The sequence below is a fragment of the Caballeronia humi genome (genome assembly GCF_001544475.1).
GTDB classification, from domain to species: domain Bacteria; phylum Pseudomonadota; class Gammaproteobacteria; order Burkholderiales; family Burkholderiaceae; genus Caballeronia; species Caballeronia humi.
This window is the reverse complement of record NZ_FCNW02000076.1, coordinates 1-18,306: the sequence shown is the minus strand read 5'-3', so window position 1 is coordinate 18,306 and position 18,306 is coordinate 1. Positions and strand designations below refer to the sequence as shown.

At 59.4% G+C, this 18,306-nt stretch carries 18 protein-coding genes and 4 pseudogenes; 11 read left to right on the top strand and 11 right to left on the bottom strand.

Translation table 11 applies throughout. From position 1 onward, the window contains the following. Positions 1–161: 161 nt before the first annotated feature. The 3 genes from AWB65_RS31850 (at position 162) to AWB65_RS31840 (ending at position 3,363) form a co-directional block, all read left to right on the top strand. On the top strand, positions 162–395 hold the full coding sequence (locus AWB65_RS31850) for a helix-turn-helix domain-containing protein (protein WP_087660648.1): 234 nt from the start codon (positions 162–164) through the stop codon (positions 393–395). Positions 396–1,333: 938 nt separating this feature from the next. Beyond that, entirely contained in the window at positions 1,334–1,984 is a 651-nt protein-coding gene (locus tag AWB65_RS31845; protein WP_087660561.1) for a BON domain-containing protein, read from the top strand. A gap of 509 nt (positions 1,985–2,493) precedes the next feature. Next, positions 2,494–3,363: an ADP-polyphosphate phosphotransferase gene (locus tag AWB65_RS31840; protein ID WP_087660562.1), complete on the top strand. Its 870-nt coding sequence runs from the start codon at positions 2,494–2,496 to the stop codon at positions 3,361–3,363. 174 nt (positions 3,364–3,537) lie between these two features. Here AWB65_RS31840 and AWB65_RS31835 read toward each other — a convergent pair whose 3' ends face one another. Beyond that, entirely contained in the window at positions 3,538–3,759 is a 222-nt protein-coding gene (locus tag AWB65_RS31835; protein ID WP_087660560.1) for a hypothetical protein, read from the bottom strand. Positions 3,760–3,881: 122 nt separating this feature from the next. Further along, the gene (locus AWB65_RS36485) at positions 3,882–4,049 is read right to left on the bottom strand and encodes a hypothetical protein (RefSeq protein ID WP_159907892.1); all 168 of its coding nucleotides are present in this window, start codon (positions 4,047–4,049) and stop codon (positions 3,882–3,884) included. Between the two features lie 695 nt (positions 4,050–4,744). Here AWB65_RS36485 and AWB65_RS31830 point away from each other — a divergent pair. Further along, positions 4,745–5,299: a response regulator gene (locus tag AWB65_RS31830; protein WP_087660530.1), complete on the top strand. Its 555-nt coding sequence runs from the start codon at positions 4,745–4,747 to the stop codon at positions 5,297–5,299. Positions 5,300–5,307: 8 nt separating this feature from the next. Then, positions 5,308–5,571, top strand: a pseudogene (locus tag AWB65_RS31825) (ATP-binding protein); the annotation flags it as partial. Between the two features lie 309 nt (positions 5,572–5,880). Here the strand turns inward: AWB65_RS31825 and AWB65_RS31820 are convergent. Continuing rightward, a complete protein-coding gene (locus AWB65_RS31820; RefSeq protein ID WP_087660531.1) occupies positions 5,881–6,069 on the bottom strand; it encodes a CsbD family protein in 189 nt (62 codons plus the stop codon). A gap of 90 nt (positions 6,070–6,159) precedes the next feature. Then, a pseudogene (locus tag AWB65_RS31815) lies at positions 6,160–6,623 on the bottom strand (PRC-barrel domain-containing protein). A gap of 2,078 nt (positions 6,624–8,701) precedes the next feature. On the opposite strand from AWB65_RS31815, the gene AWB65_RS31810 reads away from it, so the two are divergent. The 5 genes from AWB65_RS31810 to AWB65_RS31790 all read left to right on the top strand — a co-directional run bounded on the left by AWB65_RS31810 (position 8,702) and on the right by AWB65_RS31790 (position 12,979). Continuing rightward, entirely contained in the window at positions 8,702–9,172 is a 471-nt protein-coding gene (locus tag AWB65_RS31810) for a lipid-binding SYLF domain-containing protein (protein ID WP_159907885.1), read from the top strand. A 115-nt stretch (positions 9,173–9,287) separates the two neighbouring features. Next, complete coding sequence (locus AWB65_RS31805; RefSeq protein ID WP_087648941.1) at positions 9,288–9,527, top strand: hypothetical protein; 240 nt, start codon at positions 9,288–9,290, stop codon at positions 9,525–9,527. A 312-nt stretch (positions 9,528–9,839) separates the two neighbouring features. After that, positions 9,840–10,610, top strand: a complete 771-nt coding sequence (locus tag AWB65_RS31795; protein ID WP_087660701.1) for a BON domain-containing protein — start codon at positions 9,840–9,842, stop codon at positions 10,608–10,610. Positions 10,611–10,704: 94 nt separating this feature from the next. Continuing rightward, a complete protein-coding gene (locus tag AWB65_RS37305; RefSeq protein ID WP_235007933.1) occupies positions 10,705–10,929 on the top strand; it encodes a cation-transporting P-type ATPase in 225 nt (74 codons plus the stop codon). Then, positions 10,880–12,979, top strand: a complete 2,100-nt coding sequence (locus AWB65_RS31790) for an HAD-IC family P-type ATPase (RefSeq protein WP_235007931.1) — start codon at positions 10,880–10,882, stop codon at positions 12,977–12,979. Before AWB65_RS37305 ends, AWB65_RS31790 begins: the two co-directional genes overlap by 50 nt. 236 nt (positions 12,980–13,215) lie before the next feature. Here the strand turns inward: AWB65_RS31790 and AWB65_RS31785 are convergent, their stop codons facing one another. The 7 genes and pseudogenes from AWB65_RS31785 to AWB65_RS31755 form a co-directional block, all read right to left on the bottom strand. Beyond that, complete coding sequence (locus tag AWB65_RS31785) at positions 13,216–13,572, bottom strand: F0F1 ATP synthase subunit gamma (protein WP_159907882.1); 357 nt, start codon at positions 13,570–13,572, stop codon at positions 13,216–13,218. Next, positions 13,569–13,847 (bottom strand): hypothetical protein, encoded by a 279-nt coding sequence (locus tag AWB65_RS36750; protein ID WP_200821846.1) that lies wholly within the window; start codon positions 13,845–13,847, stop codon positions 13,569–13,571. Before AWB65_RS36750 ends, AWB65_RS31785 begins: the two co-directional genes overlap by 4 nt. A 117-nt stretch (positions 13,848–13,964) precedes the next feature. After that, positions 13,965–14,714: a F0F1 ATP synthase subunit B family protein gene (locus tag AWB65_RS31775; protein ID WP_087670840.1), complete on the bottom strand. Its 750-nt coding sequence runs from the start codon at positions 14,712–14,714 to the stop codon at positions 13,965–13,967. Positions 14,715–14,727: 13 nt separating this feature from the next. Next, positions 14,728–14,976: a F0F1 ATP synthase subunit C gene (locus AWB65_RS31770; protein WP_087670839.1), complete on the bottom strand. Its 249-nt coding sequence runs from the start codon at positions 14,974–14,976 to the stop codon at positions 14,728–14,730. Further along, positions 14,973–15,347, bottom strand: a pseudogene (locus tag AWB65_RS31765) (F0F1 ATP synthase subunit A); the annotation flags it as partial. The gene AWB65_RS31770 and the pseudogene AWB65_RS31765, both read right to left, overlap by 4 nt. Before the next feature lie 41 nt (positions 15,348–15,388). Continuing rightward, the gene (locus tag AWB65_RS31760; RefSeq protein WP_087660621.1) at positions 15,389–15,988 is read right to left on the bottom strand and encodes a hemerythrin domain-containing protein; all 600 of its coding nucleotides are present in this window, start codon (positions 15,986–15,988) and stop codon (positions 15,389–15,391) included. Between the two features lie 160 nt (positions 15,989–16,148). After that, positions 16,149–16,664, bottom strand: coding sequence for a SagB/ThcOx family dehydrogenase (locus AWB65_RS31755; protein WP_125474267.1), 516 nt, complete (start codon positions 16,662–16,664; stop codon positions 16,149–16,151). A gap of 329 nt (positions 16,665–16,993) precedes the next feature. Here AWB65_RS31755 and AWB65_RS31750 point away from each other — a divergent pair. Continuing rightward, positions 16,994–18,033, top strand: a pseudogene (locus tag AWB65_RS31750) (IS5 family transposase). Positions 18,034–18,306: the final 273 nt, after the last annotated feature.

The following is an 18,306-nucleotide window of genomic DNA, read 5'->3' as shown; positions in this document are numbered from 1 at the left end:
GCGAGCGCGTCGCCATTCTCGCATCGTGGAATCAGCAACGACGATCCCGTGAAAACCCCCGCTTCTTCAGCACAGCCTTAGGAGCGTTCGGCAACCTCAAGGCCAAACAGCCGGGCCGGCCCAAGTGACTGGACGCCGCGCCGTGCGAGGCGCTGTGTGCGATGCTCGTCAAAGGTGCGCTAGCTGCGGGATTTCCCACGGAGGTCTGGACGGTCAAACGGGTGCGCGTGCTGATCGAGCGGGAAATCGGCGTCAAGAAGAGCAATATCGGCGGCTGGGAGTTATTGCGCAGGCCCGGCTTCTCGCCGCAAAAGCCGGAGAAACGCGCACTGCGACGCGACGAGCAGGCCATCGTGACGTGGAAGCGCAAGAGCTGGTCTGCGCTAAAAAAATAGCCGCCTGAAGGACGTGTCGAATCCGGGCTGTCCGAGCAATCCCCGGTGACCCGCACCTGGGCGGCCAAAGGCCAGACACCGGTGATCCAGCAACGCTTTACCTGGAAGCAGATGTCGGGAATCGCCGGACAGTCATGATGGCGCTTTTATTTTCGTTTCTTCGCCGGCGCCGTCAGGAGCAAACAGATCATTGAGTCCCGTCGGCCCTCAAGCAACAGATCGGCCAGCCGCTGCTGATCATCTGCGACGGTGCCAACACACATAAGAGGCCAGATCGTGCGTGCCGGTAGATCGCGGCGACCGTTATGCACGGGTCAGGAAACACCTGTTCCGGCGGGAGTCTGGTTGCCGGCGTACCGATAACACGAAATCCCGAAGTGAAGTCAGAGCGTTAGATCGAGCATTCGTCAACGTCCAAAAAGCGTCGATTGAAACTCATCTGTTGTTTCGCGCCCATGGCTGAAATCCTCCCCATGCCGCGAAAGGCCTTGCATTGTCGGACTCAAAAGGGGAAGAGAGGATGCGGGTTCTGCGCCACGACAAAAACTTTAGCTTCGCCGCATCGGCACATTGCGCTCTCCATCGAGCGAGAGCAGGGCGCGCTGTGACACCTGGCGCGGGCAGGGTGGTACCGGGCCGATCCGACATGATGCCTGTGCGGTAACTGACGCACGCAAGATGCTTCGAACGACCTGTCGTAGCAGCCGGGACGCTGGATGGCTCATAGTTAAGGTGCGGCGCCGTATGCCGAACCGCTGTTATTCCAGTATCCCGGCGTCTTGCCTTGCATCAAGATTGACATTGATCAATTCCATCGGCCGCAGCAGCACTAGGCTGAGGTAAGCGTTCTAGTTCGGCGAGAGGGCGCCGGGACTAATTACCGGGCTTGACATGGTAGAAGTTAACTGACTGCAACTGAATTAAGGAGGGCAACAGCCATGAAGTCGGACAGTCAACTGAGGCAGGAAGTCGAGGAAGAACTAATGGAAAATCCGGCCGTCGACGCAAATGGGATAGGCGTTGCCGTGTCTGGAGGCATCGTCACCTTGAGCGGACACGTTGCGGATTATGCGCAGAAGATCGCCGCGGAGAAGTCTGCGCTCAGAATTGCCGATGTCGTCGCCGTCGTAATCGGCATTGACGTGAAGCTTCGCGAGCCAGACCGACGAACCGATGAGGACGTCGCCTTGGGTGTGCGGGCGGTCCTCGACTGGATTACGGGGCTGCAAGAACATGCTATCAAGATCAAGGTCGAGAAAGGATGGGTGACTTTGAGCGGCGAAGTACAAGACGGTTACCGCAGCCATATCGCCGAGAAGAATATCGTTCATATGCGGGGCGTCACGGGAGTGACGAACAATATCAGAATCCGTGGCTCCGCTTCGCCGGTCGACATCGAGTACAACATCCGCAGGGCAATTCAGCGTCATACGAATCGCGAACTGAAGCATCTTGGCATTGAGGTCGACGACGGCAAGGTCACACTGTCCGGTCGCCTCAGTTCTTTGGCTGAGCGGTCTGTCGTGTGGGGAGCGGCGCGCTGGACGCCTGGCGTGAAGGCTCTCGTCGACCGTCTTGTAATCAGCTGACGCGACGAGCCGTCTTCCAACGGGCGCCGGCAGCGAAGCGTGGCTGGTGTTCTCGGCAGAGGGACGACAGATGCTCGAGTGGTCCACCTGCGAATTCGCTTGATTCGAACTGTGATCGGCGATACACATATAGACAGACAGTTGCCCTCTCCGCCCGCTTCGAGCGTTGCGTGAGCCGTTGGAAGTTACCACATTGACGTTGATGGCGCGTTGTAACGATCATAAGGGTCGACGCACCGCATCCCTTCGACGATCCCCTGGGCACCCCGACGTGCGCCGGGGCACTAGGCGCGACGCCGTTGCTCTAACGCTGAACGAAGGGCTTCAGGATCTGCGTCCCTCGGGATCCACGAAGGGCGAGATTGTAAGTTGCACACCGAGTGCGCATCGCTACAGGGCAGTGCTTGCTAGGGGAGTCGTTTGGCGCGGTGCCACGAGCCATCCTTGACGGGCGCTCGAAAAGGAAAGATCTGACTGACGTGGCGAGCGGCGAAACAGAGGGAAACTATATGAAAATCAGTTCGAGCGACTTTCTCATTCCGGAAGGATGCGAGCTCAATCTACGGAAGTGGCCGACGAGGATAGGGCCGGCATACACGTCAAAAGAAGACTATCAAAAGCTGCTCCGAGAGCACGTTGCCCGGCTTAGCTTATTGCAACAGCTTCTGTACGCATCCAATCGATATGCGATCCTGCTGATCTTCCAGGCAATGGATGCGGCAGGAAAAGATGGTGCGATCAAACATGTGATGTCTGGCGTGAATCCGCAAGGCTGCCAGGTATTCAGCTTTAAGCATCCGAGCACCGAAGAGTTACAGCACGACTTTCTCTGGCGGACCACTCGCGATCTACCTGAGCGCGGGCGGATTGGTATCTTCAACCGATCCTACTACGAGGAGGTCCTCGTCGCCCGAGTCCACCCTGAGATTCTTCGCAGCGAAGGCGTCCCGGGCGTGCGGCTCGACGGCGACAGAGTCTGGCGCGACCGGTATCAATCCATCATTGATCTCGAGCGGCACCTCTGGATAAACGGAACCCGCATCATCAAATTCTATCTTCATCTGTCGAAGGAGGAGCAGCGACAGCGTCTCCTTCAACGTATCGACGTCCCAGAAAAGAACTGGAAATTAAGCCTTGCGGACATCAATGAGAGGAAATTCTGGAAGCAATATATGAACGCGTATGAGGGGTGCCTGAAGGCGACGAGTACAACTGATGCACCTTGGTACGTCGTACCCGCTGACGACAAGGAAAACGCTCGGCTAATCGTGTCCCAGGTTCTCGTCGATGCCTTAGAAGGGCTTAGGATGACCTTTCCTAAAACAACCGCCGCGCGACGAACGCAATTGCAAGCGATGCGCAAGCAGCTTGCAAAGTGATCTTCAGGAACATATCCGCACGCGTATCGCCTCTGACATCGTCGCCGACCCGGCTCGAAACCTGGAGGGTGCCACAGACGCGCTGGTTCGCGGCACTGCGTCGCTACTACGACGAGCACATCGTGCTCCTGGGCGATCAACTGTAACGCCGTCGGCAGCGTCGCGAGAACACGTTCAATCCTGCCTCAGTTCGCGCCAGATTACCCTGCCTTCCTCCTGGCCAGCAAGAAAAGCGTCGGCTTGAGTGGTGCCGAGCGCGTAGGGCAGCACGATGGCGGCGCCCTCGATGCAGTTTTCCAATATCGAGCGGACTCCAGCGATGTACTCGGCGGATCGAGGATCGCGACCAGAGGTGAACGCTTCTGCCATTAGTTCGGCTACGGTGGGCTTGCTCATGTTCGCTCCTTCGGGTCGGGTGGATCAGGCCGCTGGTATATATTCATACGCGGCAGTGCGGGGTCATCGGGTGGCTGACGCAATACGCTTTCCCGAACCGCGCTGGCTGCCGTCTACCAGCTCTACGTCTCGTCGACAGCCGCGTAAAGAAGTCGTGCGCCGATCAGAGCGTAGTGAGGTATCGCGTTGATCAACTGGTACTGGTTGAGTTTCAAAGCCTCCCGATTCCTCTTGCCGATGGCGGGAGCACCACTGACGCGGTTGTCCGCGAACACCTGAGCAGCATTCATTCGTCACGGTCGATATAAGTGCGACGGTCTTCCACTAATCCCCTCGTGAAGTCGAATCGAATGGTCGCATTAGCTTTTCTCCGTCCGCAGCAAAGTTTTTAGAAAGGCTTCGACACGCACCAGGGAGGGTTGAAGATAAAGCTTAATGCAAAGTCTTCCAGAGGCGTTGATATGGATCAACCACGGCCTGCGGCCACGATCATCGTCGACCAAAATCGGTCGGCGCTCTCTAGGGCGAGCGGCCGGATCAAAACTTGTTTCGGTCGTCGCCAACGATACTACCGCAATCGAACTCAAGGGCCTTCGCTCGCGCCTGCCCAGAATCGTCGATATCGCGCGGCGTCGAGCAGACATATATCACGTTTTCGATTCGCTTCGGCCGCCGCTCACGCGCACGGAGTTGATGAGTTGATCATGGTCCTTTCCCTGAACGTGGCACAAGCACCGTCAAGCTGGATGTGCTCGGCCTGGGATTTACGAGTTCGAGCAAGAATTGGACGACATAACGACGTCTTGTAATCGCGAATAAGCTTCGGCCGAAAAGTGGTGGGAGCGAAGCTTTAACTGATTATAGTTGGAAATTTTTCGCACCAGCGTGGCTATGCGGATCTCCTGACGGCATCGGTAAGCAACAGCTGCGTAGGTGATTCCCTACAAGCCTTCCGATTGTCCCACTTGCAACTCAGCCGGAGCCGATGTTTCTCAGGCGCGGGAACGGAGATACTGCTGCACATGAACCCGACCCCATCCCACGCTTTGCTGAAGTTTTCCTGGTCGAGGACTCGTTCCTCGTCCGACGGCGGATGGCAGCACTCCTCGGCGCTATCGACGGTGTCGCGGTGGTCGGCGAAGCCGCCGATGCAGATACGGCACTGCTTGAAATTGCGGCAAGCGATGCAAACCTTGTGATCGTGGATCTGCGGCTCGCAAAGGGCAACGGCTTAGATATTCTTAAACGCCTCGCATGCAGTGACCATTCGCTCATTTCGGTCGTAATGACCAACCAGTCGAGCAAACCGACACGTGAAGCATGCCTATCGGCTGGCGCGAACTATTTCTTTGACAAGACCAACGATTTGAAATTGGCACTCGAAACAATTGCAGATATCGCCCGTAAGCGTGGCGTTGATGCGGCTCCAAGACCAGGGGCAGAAGGTCAGCTAACGCTGTTAAACGCCTTTGATGCGCTGGCGAGCACCTACACCGAAGGGGGCCGTTTCTGCCGCAACACACAAACCATTCTCCAATAATGCCAGCCATGCACCCCATCCCTGATCTGACTCCGCTGCTCAAACAACTGCGCTTGTCCGGAATCCTCGATTCGCTGGAAGCGCGAAATCGAGAGGCCATCGATCGCAAGCTGGCCTTCACTGAGTTTCTCTCACTGTTAATTCACGACGAGGTTGCCCGACGCGACAACAAGAAGCTCAGCTTGCGCATGCGACGCGCCAACTTCCGCAGCCAGAAGACGCTGGAAGGATTCGACTTTGATCGGTTGCCAGGCCTGAATCGAGCCGCCATCCGAGCTTGACCTGCGTCAATTGCGATCGGCTGCTCCGAAGTAGGCTGAAGGTGTCGGCACGCCCCTCTGAGACCGTTCGCGTGCGCTGTGTCACTTTTCGGCGTAATGGCGCCGGGCGTTTTCGCCGAAATGGCGCCACTGGAAACGAGTAATTCGAGGGTTCGGACGGGGATCAAGGCGCACCCGTATTTTTGTGCGGGTGCATGTCTGTCAGGTGGCACTTGGCCAATGCACCACAGCTCCCGCCAGGCGACACACAAGTGGCCGGGCTTCCATTCGCAAGGTAAGCGCGCCCACGATATGCGATGCTCAGACGGGTTTTTTCAGGGAATCTTTGACGGCTTCCTTGACATCGCCGACATTCTTCCGAACTTCGCCGGCTGCCTGCTGGAGATCGCCTTTGACTTCCTGTTTGGTGTCGCCGGTGACCCGACCAATGGTCTCATTGATCTTGCCCTTCACCTTCTCTGTAGTACCCTTGACTTGATCCTTGTTCATGGTCAACCTCCAATGCGTAACTCATCCGTGGATGATGTTGTGATCTGCCGCGGTTAGGTTCTGACACGGTCCAACCGGCGGGCGTGCGTTTCAGCGTTCGAGCGGGCGATTCTCGGCAACGTCCCGCGGCTAACCAGTACGGCTGCTGGTTGTAGTACTCGTCAAGCGACGAACACCACTGCGCATCCCCCATCGCGGCCCAATGGTCCTCGTCCGAGCAGGGTGCATTCTTCACGCGGTCCGCAGTGACGTCGAGCCGAAGCACTTTTCGTCCGTGCCCAGGGTCAACGCACTCCATGGAATGGCGTAAGGCTTTTCGCCCATTCCGAGAAAGCCTCCACTTGCCAGGACAGCATAGGCGATCCGGCCGCCGCGCACGTCCAGCGTAATTTCGGAAATTTTCCCGATGTGCTCGCCGTCAGACGTGAAGAGGTTGTTGCCCTTCAGCGCATCAGCCGCCATCAGGGGCCGGGGCCGTCGCCGGTCCCGCTGCCCAGAATCGCGGTTCCTGTACCGCTTGTCGAAGGCCGATTGGTCTGGTCGAGTGTCGTCATGATTCCCTCCTGAGTTCATATCGCGGGACGCCAGCGCGGTTCGCCGGTTCGCCGGCTCGCCGTAATCGACCCCACGCACACCGGTCGCACAATATTCCGCATATGACCGCCGTTCGCGTCGTCTGCCGATGCCCGCCACTGCGCCGGCAAGATCACGTTTCTTTCAGTATCGGCAAACCTTCGCTGCTACGTTTGATCCTGCTCAATGATGTTGAATGTCGAACAGGTGGGCTGGCCCGGTAGTCCTGACTCGCCGCGAAGCTGGAGCCAGCGTGAGTCGCGGCCTTCATGGGAGTTGCTATGCCGTCCGTCGAGCTTCTCGCGTCATTGCTCGCACGACGCCTCCGCCGCACCGAAAACACCAGTTTTCCGGCCTCGGTGAAGTGTCCAGAAGCCGGCCATACCCGAGGCGGCAAGCAGTTCAGTGCGGCCGGCCGGCCTTATAGTTCAGGCCCCGGTTCGCGCGATCAGTGGCCGGGTCCACCCCAACAGATTGGAATCGCCTGCCACGCCCGCCAGATTCACCGCTCGAGCGAAGGGTCCAATTGAACCAACTTGTCACCGGATATCAGCAACGACCGGCAGTCCCGCGCGAGCGCCAGTTCCAGACTGGATGGGGGCTGATCTTACCTGACCGTTCTGAAGCCTTTCTGTCGCAATTGGGGACCGGGTTGGCAGACTACACGCCGCGGTGTTCGCGACGCTTCAGAGGTGGAACAACCGGGCGGTCGAGGTCGCGCGGCTTGGCCGGCGTCAAGTCCGTCAAGAATGCCATGCGGCTCAAGTGATGTGTCAGGCCCGGGTACATGCAATGGGACTCGCGCAGAAGGACCGGCCTTACTCGGTACACGCGACAGTCAGCGCCGCGCTTTTGCGTTTCGCGGGTTTCGGTGGTGTCAGCGCAGCGGTCCGGCAATGGCCCATTTCACCTTTCGCGGCTGCTGTCGCCTGTGCCCGTGCGCATCCCGCCACGGCACTTGCGTCACTCAGGCACATGCTGAAAGGGGTTCTTCGTCCCCGGATTTTTCGTGATCGGTGGATCGCAATACCGGTCAAACCCTATAACGTTGTAGGTCATTACATCGGATGCGTGCAAAGGAGGGTCTCCCAATCAGTTGTGTTTGCCGAGTGCGGGTGTTGGTTGCTGTGCCGAAATACGAGCATGTCATCGAATGATTTGAGATTAAGCTTCGGACGCGCGCGACGGTTTGAAATGGATCAGCTTTATCACCCCACGCGCCAGCGAGAGGCAGGAACTGGGCGCGCTTCTGAGGATGCTGCCCCCTCGACAGCTCTGACGGGCGCCGTTCAAGCAACGTACGGTACGGCATCGTACCGAGTTCCCTCATAGTTGCGCGCACCTTCGTTAATTTCGTGAAGCAGCTTGGTCGGATTAGCTCCGCTCGGCCACGCAGGACGAAAGTCACGTTCGCTCTCAATGACACGCCGCTCATCGTGCGTCCCACGTGGGTCGAGACGAAGCGCTTTTCGCTTCGTCGCCAAGACCGATATAAAAGCGATAAGAAAATACGCGTACTGCAGCAAACGAAGGTTGTTCGTGTCGCACGTGTTTACCGAAAAACAACCCCGTGGCTCGCTCACAATAGTCTCCGTCTGGTTCGCTGTCGTCATTGACCCGTACAATTTTGGACTTGACAAGGATAGAGCGAACTACGTTCCGCTGTCGCCGTTACGCTTCATCGAACGCGCTGCTCCGGTTTGTCCGGATCACATCGCCGTGATTCATCGGGAACGCCAACAATTGGATTCTAGAATAATAGGAACGGTGGAGGGGCCGGCGATCGGCGACATACCCGATCCGAGCCGGTTAGCCGACGCACGAACCGCTCTGCGCATAATCATCCATCCGTTGACATGAGTCAAAGAGAATTGGGAGGTGACACGCCTAGACTGGGCATGCCGTTACATGCGTAACGTGTTCAACCTTCATTCGCTTGAGAGATGTTTGCCATGTTCAACGGATGTGCTCATCCAGCCCTGGCAATGGCCGCGTTGTCGCGATGGTACCTGCCGCTTTCGCCGGACAGGACGCTTCGGCGGGCCAGAGTCTGGCTGCCATGCTGCAGCAGACCGACGCCGACGCTGGTGCCGCGTTGGAAGGGATCTACACAAAGGCGCCTGACAGTCGTGAACTGATCTCTTCCGCCAACGGGGTGCTTATATTCCCGGACGTTCGCGCCGGCGGCGCGGTTCTTGGTGTCGAATACGGACGCGGCGTACTCTGCGTTCCCGGCGCCCCGAACCAATACTACAACGCAAGAACTGCGACCATCGGCGCGCGCCTCGGCTATGAAACTGAGAGTGTCATCCTCGTCTTCCTGACCAAAGAATCGCTGGACCGGTTCCGCGAGAGCAAGAGCTGGACAGTCGGCGTTGACAGATCCGTCGCGCTCTTCAAGGTTGGCAAGAGCGGGCAATTCGACACTAACACGGCACGCCACGCCATTATGGGCTTCGTCGACACGAAGGAAGCGCTGATGTTCGACCTGTCGCTGGTGGGAACGTATTTCTCGAAAGCGCCGGTGTAATCGTGATACAGCGAGCCATGAATCTGCACCCGGATATAACGCGCTCGGTACTCGTATGCTCGAACGCTAGCACGCGCGTTGCACGCAATTCAATCATTATCGAAGGAGGATAATCATGACGCTCAAGGGACAAGTGCACAACGCAGAATGGAGCGTCACCTGCACTACGGACCAGACGCCGCAAGGCGTCGTATGCTCGATCGGCGTCGAGCAGCACAACGTGGAAGGTGGGCGTTTCATGCACCGGTTCAAACTCGCGCGCACGTTCGACAACGAACGCGATGCCGTTCTGGCCGGGTTGCGCGAAGGAATGACGTGGATTCGGCTCAAAGCCGCAAAGACGATCAATGTCTAGACATTCTTGGCTCGTAGCTGATGAATGAATCGGCAGCGTAATGGATGAGGGGCGCGCCAACAGTCTGTCGGTTCTTGGATGGCTCAGTTTCGACGGCGCGAGGTTTGTGGCTAGCGAACTATGGCAGATCGACCTGGGTAGCCGTTCCTCCCGCGCTAGCGATCGGTGGGGCGCTGGTATGCGCATGGTCGGCAGCGCTGAGGAATGCCGCTGTGGCGTTCATCTCAGGCAGTGCGATCTCACTGGAGTGATTTTGACGGTGATCGACGCGATGTGGTCGAACTCAATGCTGACTTCGTGACGGATGACTGAATGAACACACTGAATGTACCGCGCGCGAGTGTCGAGACGCCGGGTGCAATTGAGCAAGCGCGTGAGCGAATCCCTACCAAGGGTTCGCCACAGAGCGACAATGCGCTGTTTGTTGAGATCGAGGATACGCTCAAGCGGGACCCGCGAATTGTTTCCAAGTCGACTACTGCGAATGTCCATGACGGTCGCGTGACGCTGGGCGGGACCGTCCAAAGCTATTCGGAAAAGCTGGCCGTCTGCGAGGCCGTGCGGCGCATGCCGGGCGTTGCTTCCATCGACAACTGTCTGGTCGTGGAACTGCCATTTGCCACGCGAAGCACGGACGCGAAAGTCGCAGCGGACGCTCGGGCGGCGCTGAAGTGGGAGGCGTGCCTTCCCGATGATGCGATCCAGGTTCTGGTCGAGCACGGCTGTGTCACGTTATCGGGCGAAGTGCCATGGTCGTTTCAAAGGAGGCTAGCTGAGCGCGCAATCGTGCCGTTGATGGGCATCACTGGAATAGTGAATGCATTGCGGGTAAGTGACCGACAGATTCGAATGGAGGTGATCGCTGGTATTCACGCGGCACTCCGCCAAGCAGCCGACATCGAAGCCGATAGTATCGAAGTCGTGGTCGCTGAGTCGGCGGTAACACTGCGAGGAACAGTATCATCGGCGGCTGCAAAAAAATTCGCCTCCGATGCGGTTCGCTCGCTTGACGGCGTGCATAATGTACGCGACGAAATCCGCGTGAGCGAGGAAACTGCCGGGCGGACGGATAAACATCGGTAGCAGTTTCACAGCGAAGGGTGCGGCGATCGGCGGACGCTTTCGGGCAATCCGAGAGACCGACGCTCACGAGCCTTCCATTTGTCAATAGTTTGTGATGAGTTCCTTACCTGAAACCTCAGCGGACATCCTCGAAGTTCGACCACCCGGTGGTTTGACGAGCGATGAGGCGCAGCGTCGGCTGGAAGTCTTCGGCCTAAACGGCACGCGAGACACCACGACTCCTCCATGGCGTCGTGCGCTAGAGAAATGCTGGGCACCGGTTTCCGTGGATGCTGGAAGCGGCGATCGTGCTGCAACTGATTCTCGGCGAATATGTTGAAGCAGCAGTGATTGCGGCGCTGCTGACATTTAACGCGGCCTTGGGCTTCTTTCAGGAGAACCGGGCACCGGCAACGCTGGAAGCACTGAAGTCGCGCCTCGCACTGGTCACCCCGGTTCGGCGTGACGGTGCGTGGAAGACGGTGCCGGTCGCCCAACTGGTGCCGGGCGATATCGTGAAGCTTTCGCTCGGCTGCATTGTGGGCGCCGATGTGTGCCTGCCGGTCGCCCAACTGGTGCCGGGCGATATCGTGAAGCTTTCGCTCGGCTGCATTGTGGGCGCCGATGTGTGCCTGCTCGAAGGGGAGGTACTGCTCGATCAATCGACCCTCACGGGTGAGTCGCTACCCATCGAAGGCGGTCCAGGTTTGCAGACCGACGCCGGGACACTCGTCCGGCGCGGCGAAGCCGTTGCAGAAGTTACGGCTACCGGCAGCCGCACGAAATTCGGGCGAACCGCCGAGTTGGTTCGTATCGCTCACGCCACCAGTTCGCTGCAACAGGCCGTAATGCGGGTGGTGCGAAACCTTGCCATGTTCAACGGCGTGATCGTTCTCGTCCAGATCGGCTACGCGTCCTCGCTGCGCATGCCGCTGGTAGAGATCGTGCCTCTCGCGCTCACCGCCATCCTGGCAGCAATTCCTGTCGCACTGCCGGCGACCTTCACACTGGCAACCGCCTTAGGTGCAAGGGTGCTCGCGAAGCTAGGCGTTCTTCCGACGCGATTGTCCGCGATCGACGAGGCGGCGTCGATGGACGTTCTCTGTGCCGACAAGACGGGCACATTGACGCGAAATGAACTGACGGTCAATGCGGTGCGCGCTATGGCAGGCTTCGATGAGCCGTTTGTCCTCGGACTCGCTGCGCTGGCGAGTTCGGAAGGTGGTCAGGATCCGGTCGATACGGCGATCCGCAATGCGTCCCGCGGCGCTTCGACCTCGGATCTGCCAAGGCTCACCAAGTTTGTTCCATTTGACCCGGCGAACAAGATGTCCGAGGCGCTCGCGTCGGATGCGGGCGATCGCGCTATTCGGATAGTCAAAGGAGCGTTTGAGCGAGTAAATGCGTTGACGCAATCATCACCCGATGCGAGCGCCGCGGCGCAAGCGCTAGAGGCGCAGGGATTTCGCGTATTGGCGGTCGGAGTGGGCGCGCCGGATACCCTGAAACTCGCCGGTCTGATTGCGTTGAGCGACCCGCCTCGAGCCGATTCGGCCCGGCTGATCGCCAATCTGCTCGAGATGGGCGTGCATACTGTAATGGTGACGGGCGATGCGACGGCGACGGCCGGCGTTGTCGCCCACGCGGTTGGGCTCGATGGTGCAGTCTGTCCGCCTGGACCGCCTTCTGAGTCATTGCGTGCCGAAGATTATGCAGTCTTCGGCGGTATTTTCCCCGAGGACAAATTCCGCATTGTCAAGGCGTTCCAGAGCGGCGGTCATATTGTCGGCATGTGCGGTGACGGCGCAAACGATGCCCCTGCGCTGCGCCAGGCTCAAATGGGAATTGCCGTCTCGACAGCTACCGACGTCGCCAAGTCGGCGGCCGGTATCGTGCTGACCGAGCCAGGCCTTGGCGGCATCGTGACCGCGGTACGCGAGGGGCGGATCACGTTCCAGCGGATCCTCACTTATATGCTGAGGTCAGTTACGCGCAAACTCGATCAAATGCTATTCCCGACGGCTGGCCTCATCATGACCGGTCATGCAATCCTGACGCCGATGCTGATGGTTGTGCTCATGATCACGGGCGATTTTCTCGCCATGTCGTCGACCACCGATAACGTGCGGCCATCGCAGAAGCCCAATACCTGGCAGATCAACCATGTGACAAAATCGCGGGCATTGTGCTGGCGTGCTGCAATTTGCTCTTTTGCAGTGCACTGCTCGCCGTCGGCAAGTTCTGGCTGGACCTCGCGACCGGCCAGTTGCAAACGCTCACAGTCGTCATTTTGGCATTCAGTGGTCAGGCAGTCCTGTACGTGGTCCGCGAGCGCCGGCGTCTGTGGAGTTCTTATCCGGGCCGTTGGCCGGTTTTGTCGTCGGTGGTAGACGTGGCGCTCATTGCGACTTTAGCAACGCGCGGGATACTGATGTCACCCTTGCCACTCCTGTGGGTCGGCGCCGTGTCAGGCGCGGCTGTTGTCTTCGCGTTTGTCCTGGATCTCGACAAGGTGGCCGTATTCGGGCGCCTGATGATGACATAGCGTTGCGCAGTCGCCTCAGCGAGGTCCTGGCATTCCTGTGGAGTCGATTCATGCACGTTCGGGCGGTGCTTGCACAAGCGCTCACCGCGGCCGGTCTTGCTTGCGACCTATGCTGCCGGAGGCGAGGCTGCCAGAGGAAAGCTCGACCATTTCAGCGGTGATCTCTTCCTGACGCAGGCGCTGGGAGTCGCCGATCAAATGCTCGAGCTTGTCGTGAACATTGGCGCGCGCAGCGATCATCGCACGCATGCGTGCTTCGTTTTCCGCCGCAAAGGACAGCATGATCGCTTCGCACAATTGCGCGAAGACATACTCCTCGGCGAGCCGTGCCAACAATCTTTGCGGGGCAAGCGTGACGAGCGGCGCGATCTGCCGCGCCGATACGGCAAACCGTGCGAAGTCAAATGGCACTAAGGATTGCTTGTAAATCTCGATCACCGTAGAGAGTTGCGGAAGGCATGCAACACCGTGACGCGCGTGGCGCCGCCGGCTGCCAGACGTTCGTACATCGCTGCGGTGATGCGGTCGGCGAGCGCCGCGACCTCGTCGGTATGGGCGACCATCGGCGCGGACCAGCCCACGGCCGGTCCGTGCTCTTGCGCGATTACGAACAACACGGCGCTGATCGCGTCGGCATCGAGCGTGAGCGCGAAACCGAGCCGGTCGCCTTCGAGGGCAGCAGTTCGTTCAGTCGAACGTCCGTCAAACCGCATATCAGGGCGATGCCGTCAGCCATTTGGTCGACGCGTCCCACCGTCTCCGCGTGCGGAGCCAGCCGGGCGCGGGCCAGCGTTGCGCGGCTGCGGGCGAGCCAGGCATCGTCGGCGCAATCAGGCAAGGGTGGTGTCGTGGGCGAGCAGTTCCACTTTGAGACGAGCCAGGTCGCAACGGAAGCTGTTACGCACGATCGCATGCGGCGCCTCCAGTTCGAGGCCGGCTAGCACCGTTGCATCTGTCGTCACCTGCAAGGGCGGTTCGCGGCCCAGCACGCGAGCCAATGCTATACGGCAGGCGGCCAGTTCATCCGGATGCAAGGAGCGAGGGGCGATCAGCCGCAGTGCGCCGCCGTCGGCAGCCAGTTGCGCCCGTGTCTCGGCTCGCAGCTTTGCCAGTTCCTCATCCAGCCCCGCGATGAAGCCCGCAACATGCGCTTCCTGTGGCAAGCGGTCGAGCAGTCTTGCTGCGATATCGAGTGCGAAGCACGAGGCCCGATCGGCGTCCGCCTGGGCCGCGTCGCGGCGCATCGCCTCGATCTCGGCCTGGGCGGCACCCCGCAGGCGGTCTGCGTCGGCGTGCGCGGCCTGTTCCAGCGACGCTTTCAGCGCGGCAGCCTCGGTGCTCGCCGCGGCGAGCAGATGGGCATGCCGCTGCGTAAGCCGTGCGACCGCCGCGGCGGCCTGCTTCTGAGCGCTGACGGCGGCGTCTCTGGCCGCGGCAGCATCGTTGATCAGCGATGCTGCGGCCCGTTGACGCTCGGCGACCATGATGGCAACAGGCTTGAACAGGAAGCGCGCCAGGAGCCACACAAGCACCAGGGCATTGACTGTCTGCAGCCCGAGCGTCCACCAGTCGATATGCATGGCAGTCCCGGGCTTAACTGGTGAACGGATTGGCGAACAAGACCAGGAGCGCGATCACGAGGCAATAGATGGCCATCGTCTCGATCATCGCGAGGCCGACGAAAAGCGTGCGCGAGATCGTGCCCGCCGATTCGGGCTGGCGCGAGAGCGCGTCCATGGCGGCGGCGACGGCGCGGCCCTCGGCGAGCGCCGGTCCTATCGCACCGCACGAGACGGCGAGCGCCGCTGCAACAATACTAACCACTTGGAGGAGACTGTTCATGATGTGTCTGGTTGTTTGTCTGAGGAGGTGGGAGAAGCTTCGGCGAGCGCGGCGCCAATAAAGACCAACGCCAGTACAGTGAAGATGTAGGCCTGCACTGCACCGGTCAGCAGATCGAGAGCCATGAGCGGAATGGGCACCAGCAGGCCTGCGAGCGACAGCACGATACCGACGACGACCACCCCGCTCATCACATTGCCGAACAGGCGCACCAACAGGGAAAAGGTGCGCATGATCTGCTCGACCACGTTGAGCGGGATCATGACCCATGTCGGTTGTACGAACGTCGAAAGATAGCTGCGCAGCCCGCGCGTGCGCACTCTATAGAAGATCGTCGCGCCGAGCGCACAACGGGCGCGAGCGCTCGTTGTTCAGGCCTCTGCAGTGCCGTCGGTTTGTTTCGCCATTGTCTTCAAACGTCCTGCCGAATCTCGCCGGCCGCTGGCACAGCATTCGCAATTAGACGATAAAGGCTGTCTAGGCTCTCGCCGTCGAAGGTCGTTTCGCCGAACGGGTCGTAGCGGCGTTCGAAAGCGGCGTTGATTTTCGTCCAGTCGGCCTCCGTCAGAAAGCGCTCGGCGGCAGGCAGAATCAACGCTTCCTCGACGCGCCTGTGATTCGAACAGAACGCAACGTATTGCTCCATCAACGTTCGCATGTTCAATAGTGCTGCATCTCCCTTCAGTTCATAGCGGGTCAACGCATGCTCCAGATTCCGCAGGCGCACATCGCCTTCGATGTGTTCACATTGCACTTCGTCCAGCACCTCGTCGAAATCGTCGGTGCGGTTTCTCAGCGCGGCAAACAGAGAGCGGTCTTCCATCGGATGATGAATCTGATCCGGGTATTCTCGAATGTAGTAGAGCATTGCGCGTAGCACGATCGGATCGGGCGTCGATGTACCGTCGCCAAGCCTTCGGACGAACTCGAGCATGGCGGCCGTGACAGCTGCCAGACGCTTGTGATCAAGCTTAATCATGCGCAGTGCAGCGCGCTCCGTCGTGATGGTCATGCCAGCTCCTGAGCGATAGTGGTCGCTTGTTGGCTTACTAGTCGTGGACAAAATGACCCGCGATTTGCGTCAGCAGAGCGCTCCACTCGACGGGCAGATTCACATTCACGGCCAGCGTCGTGTGGTTCATCCGCGCTGCCGCGGCGAGGCCCACTGAGGCTCAACGAAGATAAACGTTCTGCCGGGCCGGCCCGGCGCGTGCGTACGCAACGCTTTCGCGTTGAAGCGTGGACGCGTCCTGTATGCGAGGCCATCGCCATAGAAGATCAACGGGCGCATAGGCTAAGAAATCCTGATCGCCGGTGGTCGCGCGCGGATCGAAGAGCGCGGCGCGAACGAGCCGACCATCGAGAGGCTCGTATCGAGACAGGCCGGTTACGGGCAGCACGTTAATGGCGATTTCATAACCACCGAGCGCGGACCGCGCCTCGCGTGCACCGTCCGTGTCGCGCCTAATGCCGTTGGCGACCCATATCAACTCGCCGAGGACGTCGCTATGGACGCGGTCAGGCGAGGTACGATGCACAGCGACTGCATTCAGCAACGGCGAGACGCCGCTGCGCCGTGGCCTTGACAGTTCGATGACGTGGGGCGACGCGTCTTCCAAATGACGCGGAGCGGGTGCATTCAGCACTGCCGATCCGATTTGTGATAGAGGTTCGATCATGGATTTCACGCTCACAAGTGCCGGCGCCCCAAGGGCAGGTCAAGCCGATTCTTTCACGGTCAGGCGTCGCGCCGCTTGATCTGGATCAGTCAACGAGTGAGTGAAGCGCCCACCAGAGAACGCGTTGCTTTCGACGAGGCCCGTTTCGAGCGCGCACAAGGCGCCAGGAAGAGGCGAGCAGTCGCATCGCGCTTCGCGACGAAGTTGATTGGGCAAGGCAAATAGGCGGTCGAAACGACGAATCAAGAGAACTCGTATGATCCGCGGCGACGAGGGTCGCGCATCGCCAAGCATCACCCGAGTGGCGCGCAGGCCCGCACCCTTAACAGGTTGCTGAAATACCAAGTAACGTGCGTCATCGTGGAAGGCCGCTAAGGCGCTTCATGGTGAACGAGGCGCTCGCGAAGATGGATCGGCTGTTCGCCGGCATGTACGAGGCCGACATCAAGGGTGGTCGGCCGAGCATCGCGCCAGAGAAGTTGCTGCGAGCGATGCTGCTGCAAGTGCTGTACAGCAATCGTTCGGAACGTCAGCTCATGGAGCAGACGCGGTACAACCTGCTGTTTCGCTGGTTCATAGGGCTGTCGATGGATGATGCGGTATGGGTGCCCACGGTGTTCACGAAGAACCGCGAGCGTCTGATCAAGCATGATGCTGTGGTTGAATTCTTTAACGAAGTGCTGGCTGTCGCGCAACAGAAGGATTGGTTGTCGGGCGAGCATTTCAGTGTGGACGGCACGCTGATCCAGGCGTGGGCCGGACATAAGAGCTTTGTGCGCAAGGATGGCGCAGACAAAGACCATGATGACGGTCGCGGCGACTTCAGAGGCAGCAAGCGCAGCAACCAGACACACCAATCCAAGACCGATCCCGATGCGCGGCTTTATCGCAAAGGCAAAACGGCCAGCGAGTTGCGTTTCATGGGCCGCACGCTGAGCGACAACCGCCACGGTCTGGTGGTCAACGCCCGAGTCAGCTGCGCTGACGGACATGCCGAACGCGAAGCAGCCAAGGTCATGATCAACGATGCGCGGCAAGTGGCAGACGCTGCGGTCGAAATCACCGTAGGCGCTGATAAGGGTTACGACGCGAAGGAATTCATCGAAGCCTGCCGGGAAATGAAGGTCGCCCGCATGTAGCGCAAAACACCTCAGGGCGGCGTTCAGCGGTGCCTGATGCGATAGCCTGCAGCGTGGGCTATGCCGTTTCGCAGCAAAAGCGCAAGCTGATCGAACAAGGCTTTGGCTGGGTGAAGACCGTCGGTCGGATGCACCAAGTGATGGTACGGGGGTTGGAGAAGGTCGACCACCTCTTCGTTTTGAATATGGCCGCATACAACCTGGTGCGCATGCGCTCACTGGGGCAAGTCCGTCCGTAGTGGCGCAAATGACGGTAACGACATCAAAACCGAGCCTCAAACCGTCGCAAAAGACGTTGAATGCGCGATGCAATTGCACATTGCGAAAAGTTCGTCGCAATAGCCGCGCAGTTAGAGGAACGCGGCTTCTGCTGACGTGTATTTCAGCAACCTGTTAAAAACAGTACTAGGGAAAGCGCGAGGCGTCGCAGGTTAGGGCTGTGCTGAAGAAGCGGGGGTTTTCACGGGATCGTCGTTGCTGATTCCACGATGCGAGAATGGCGACGCGCTCGC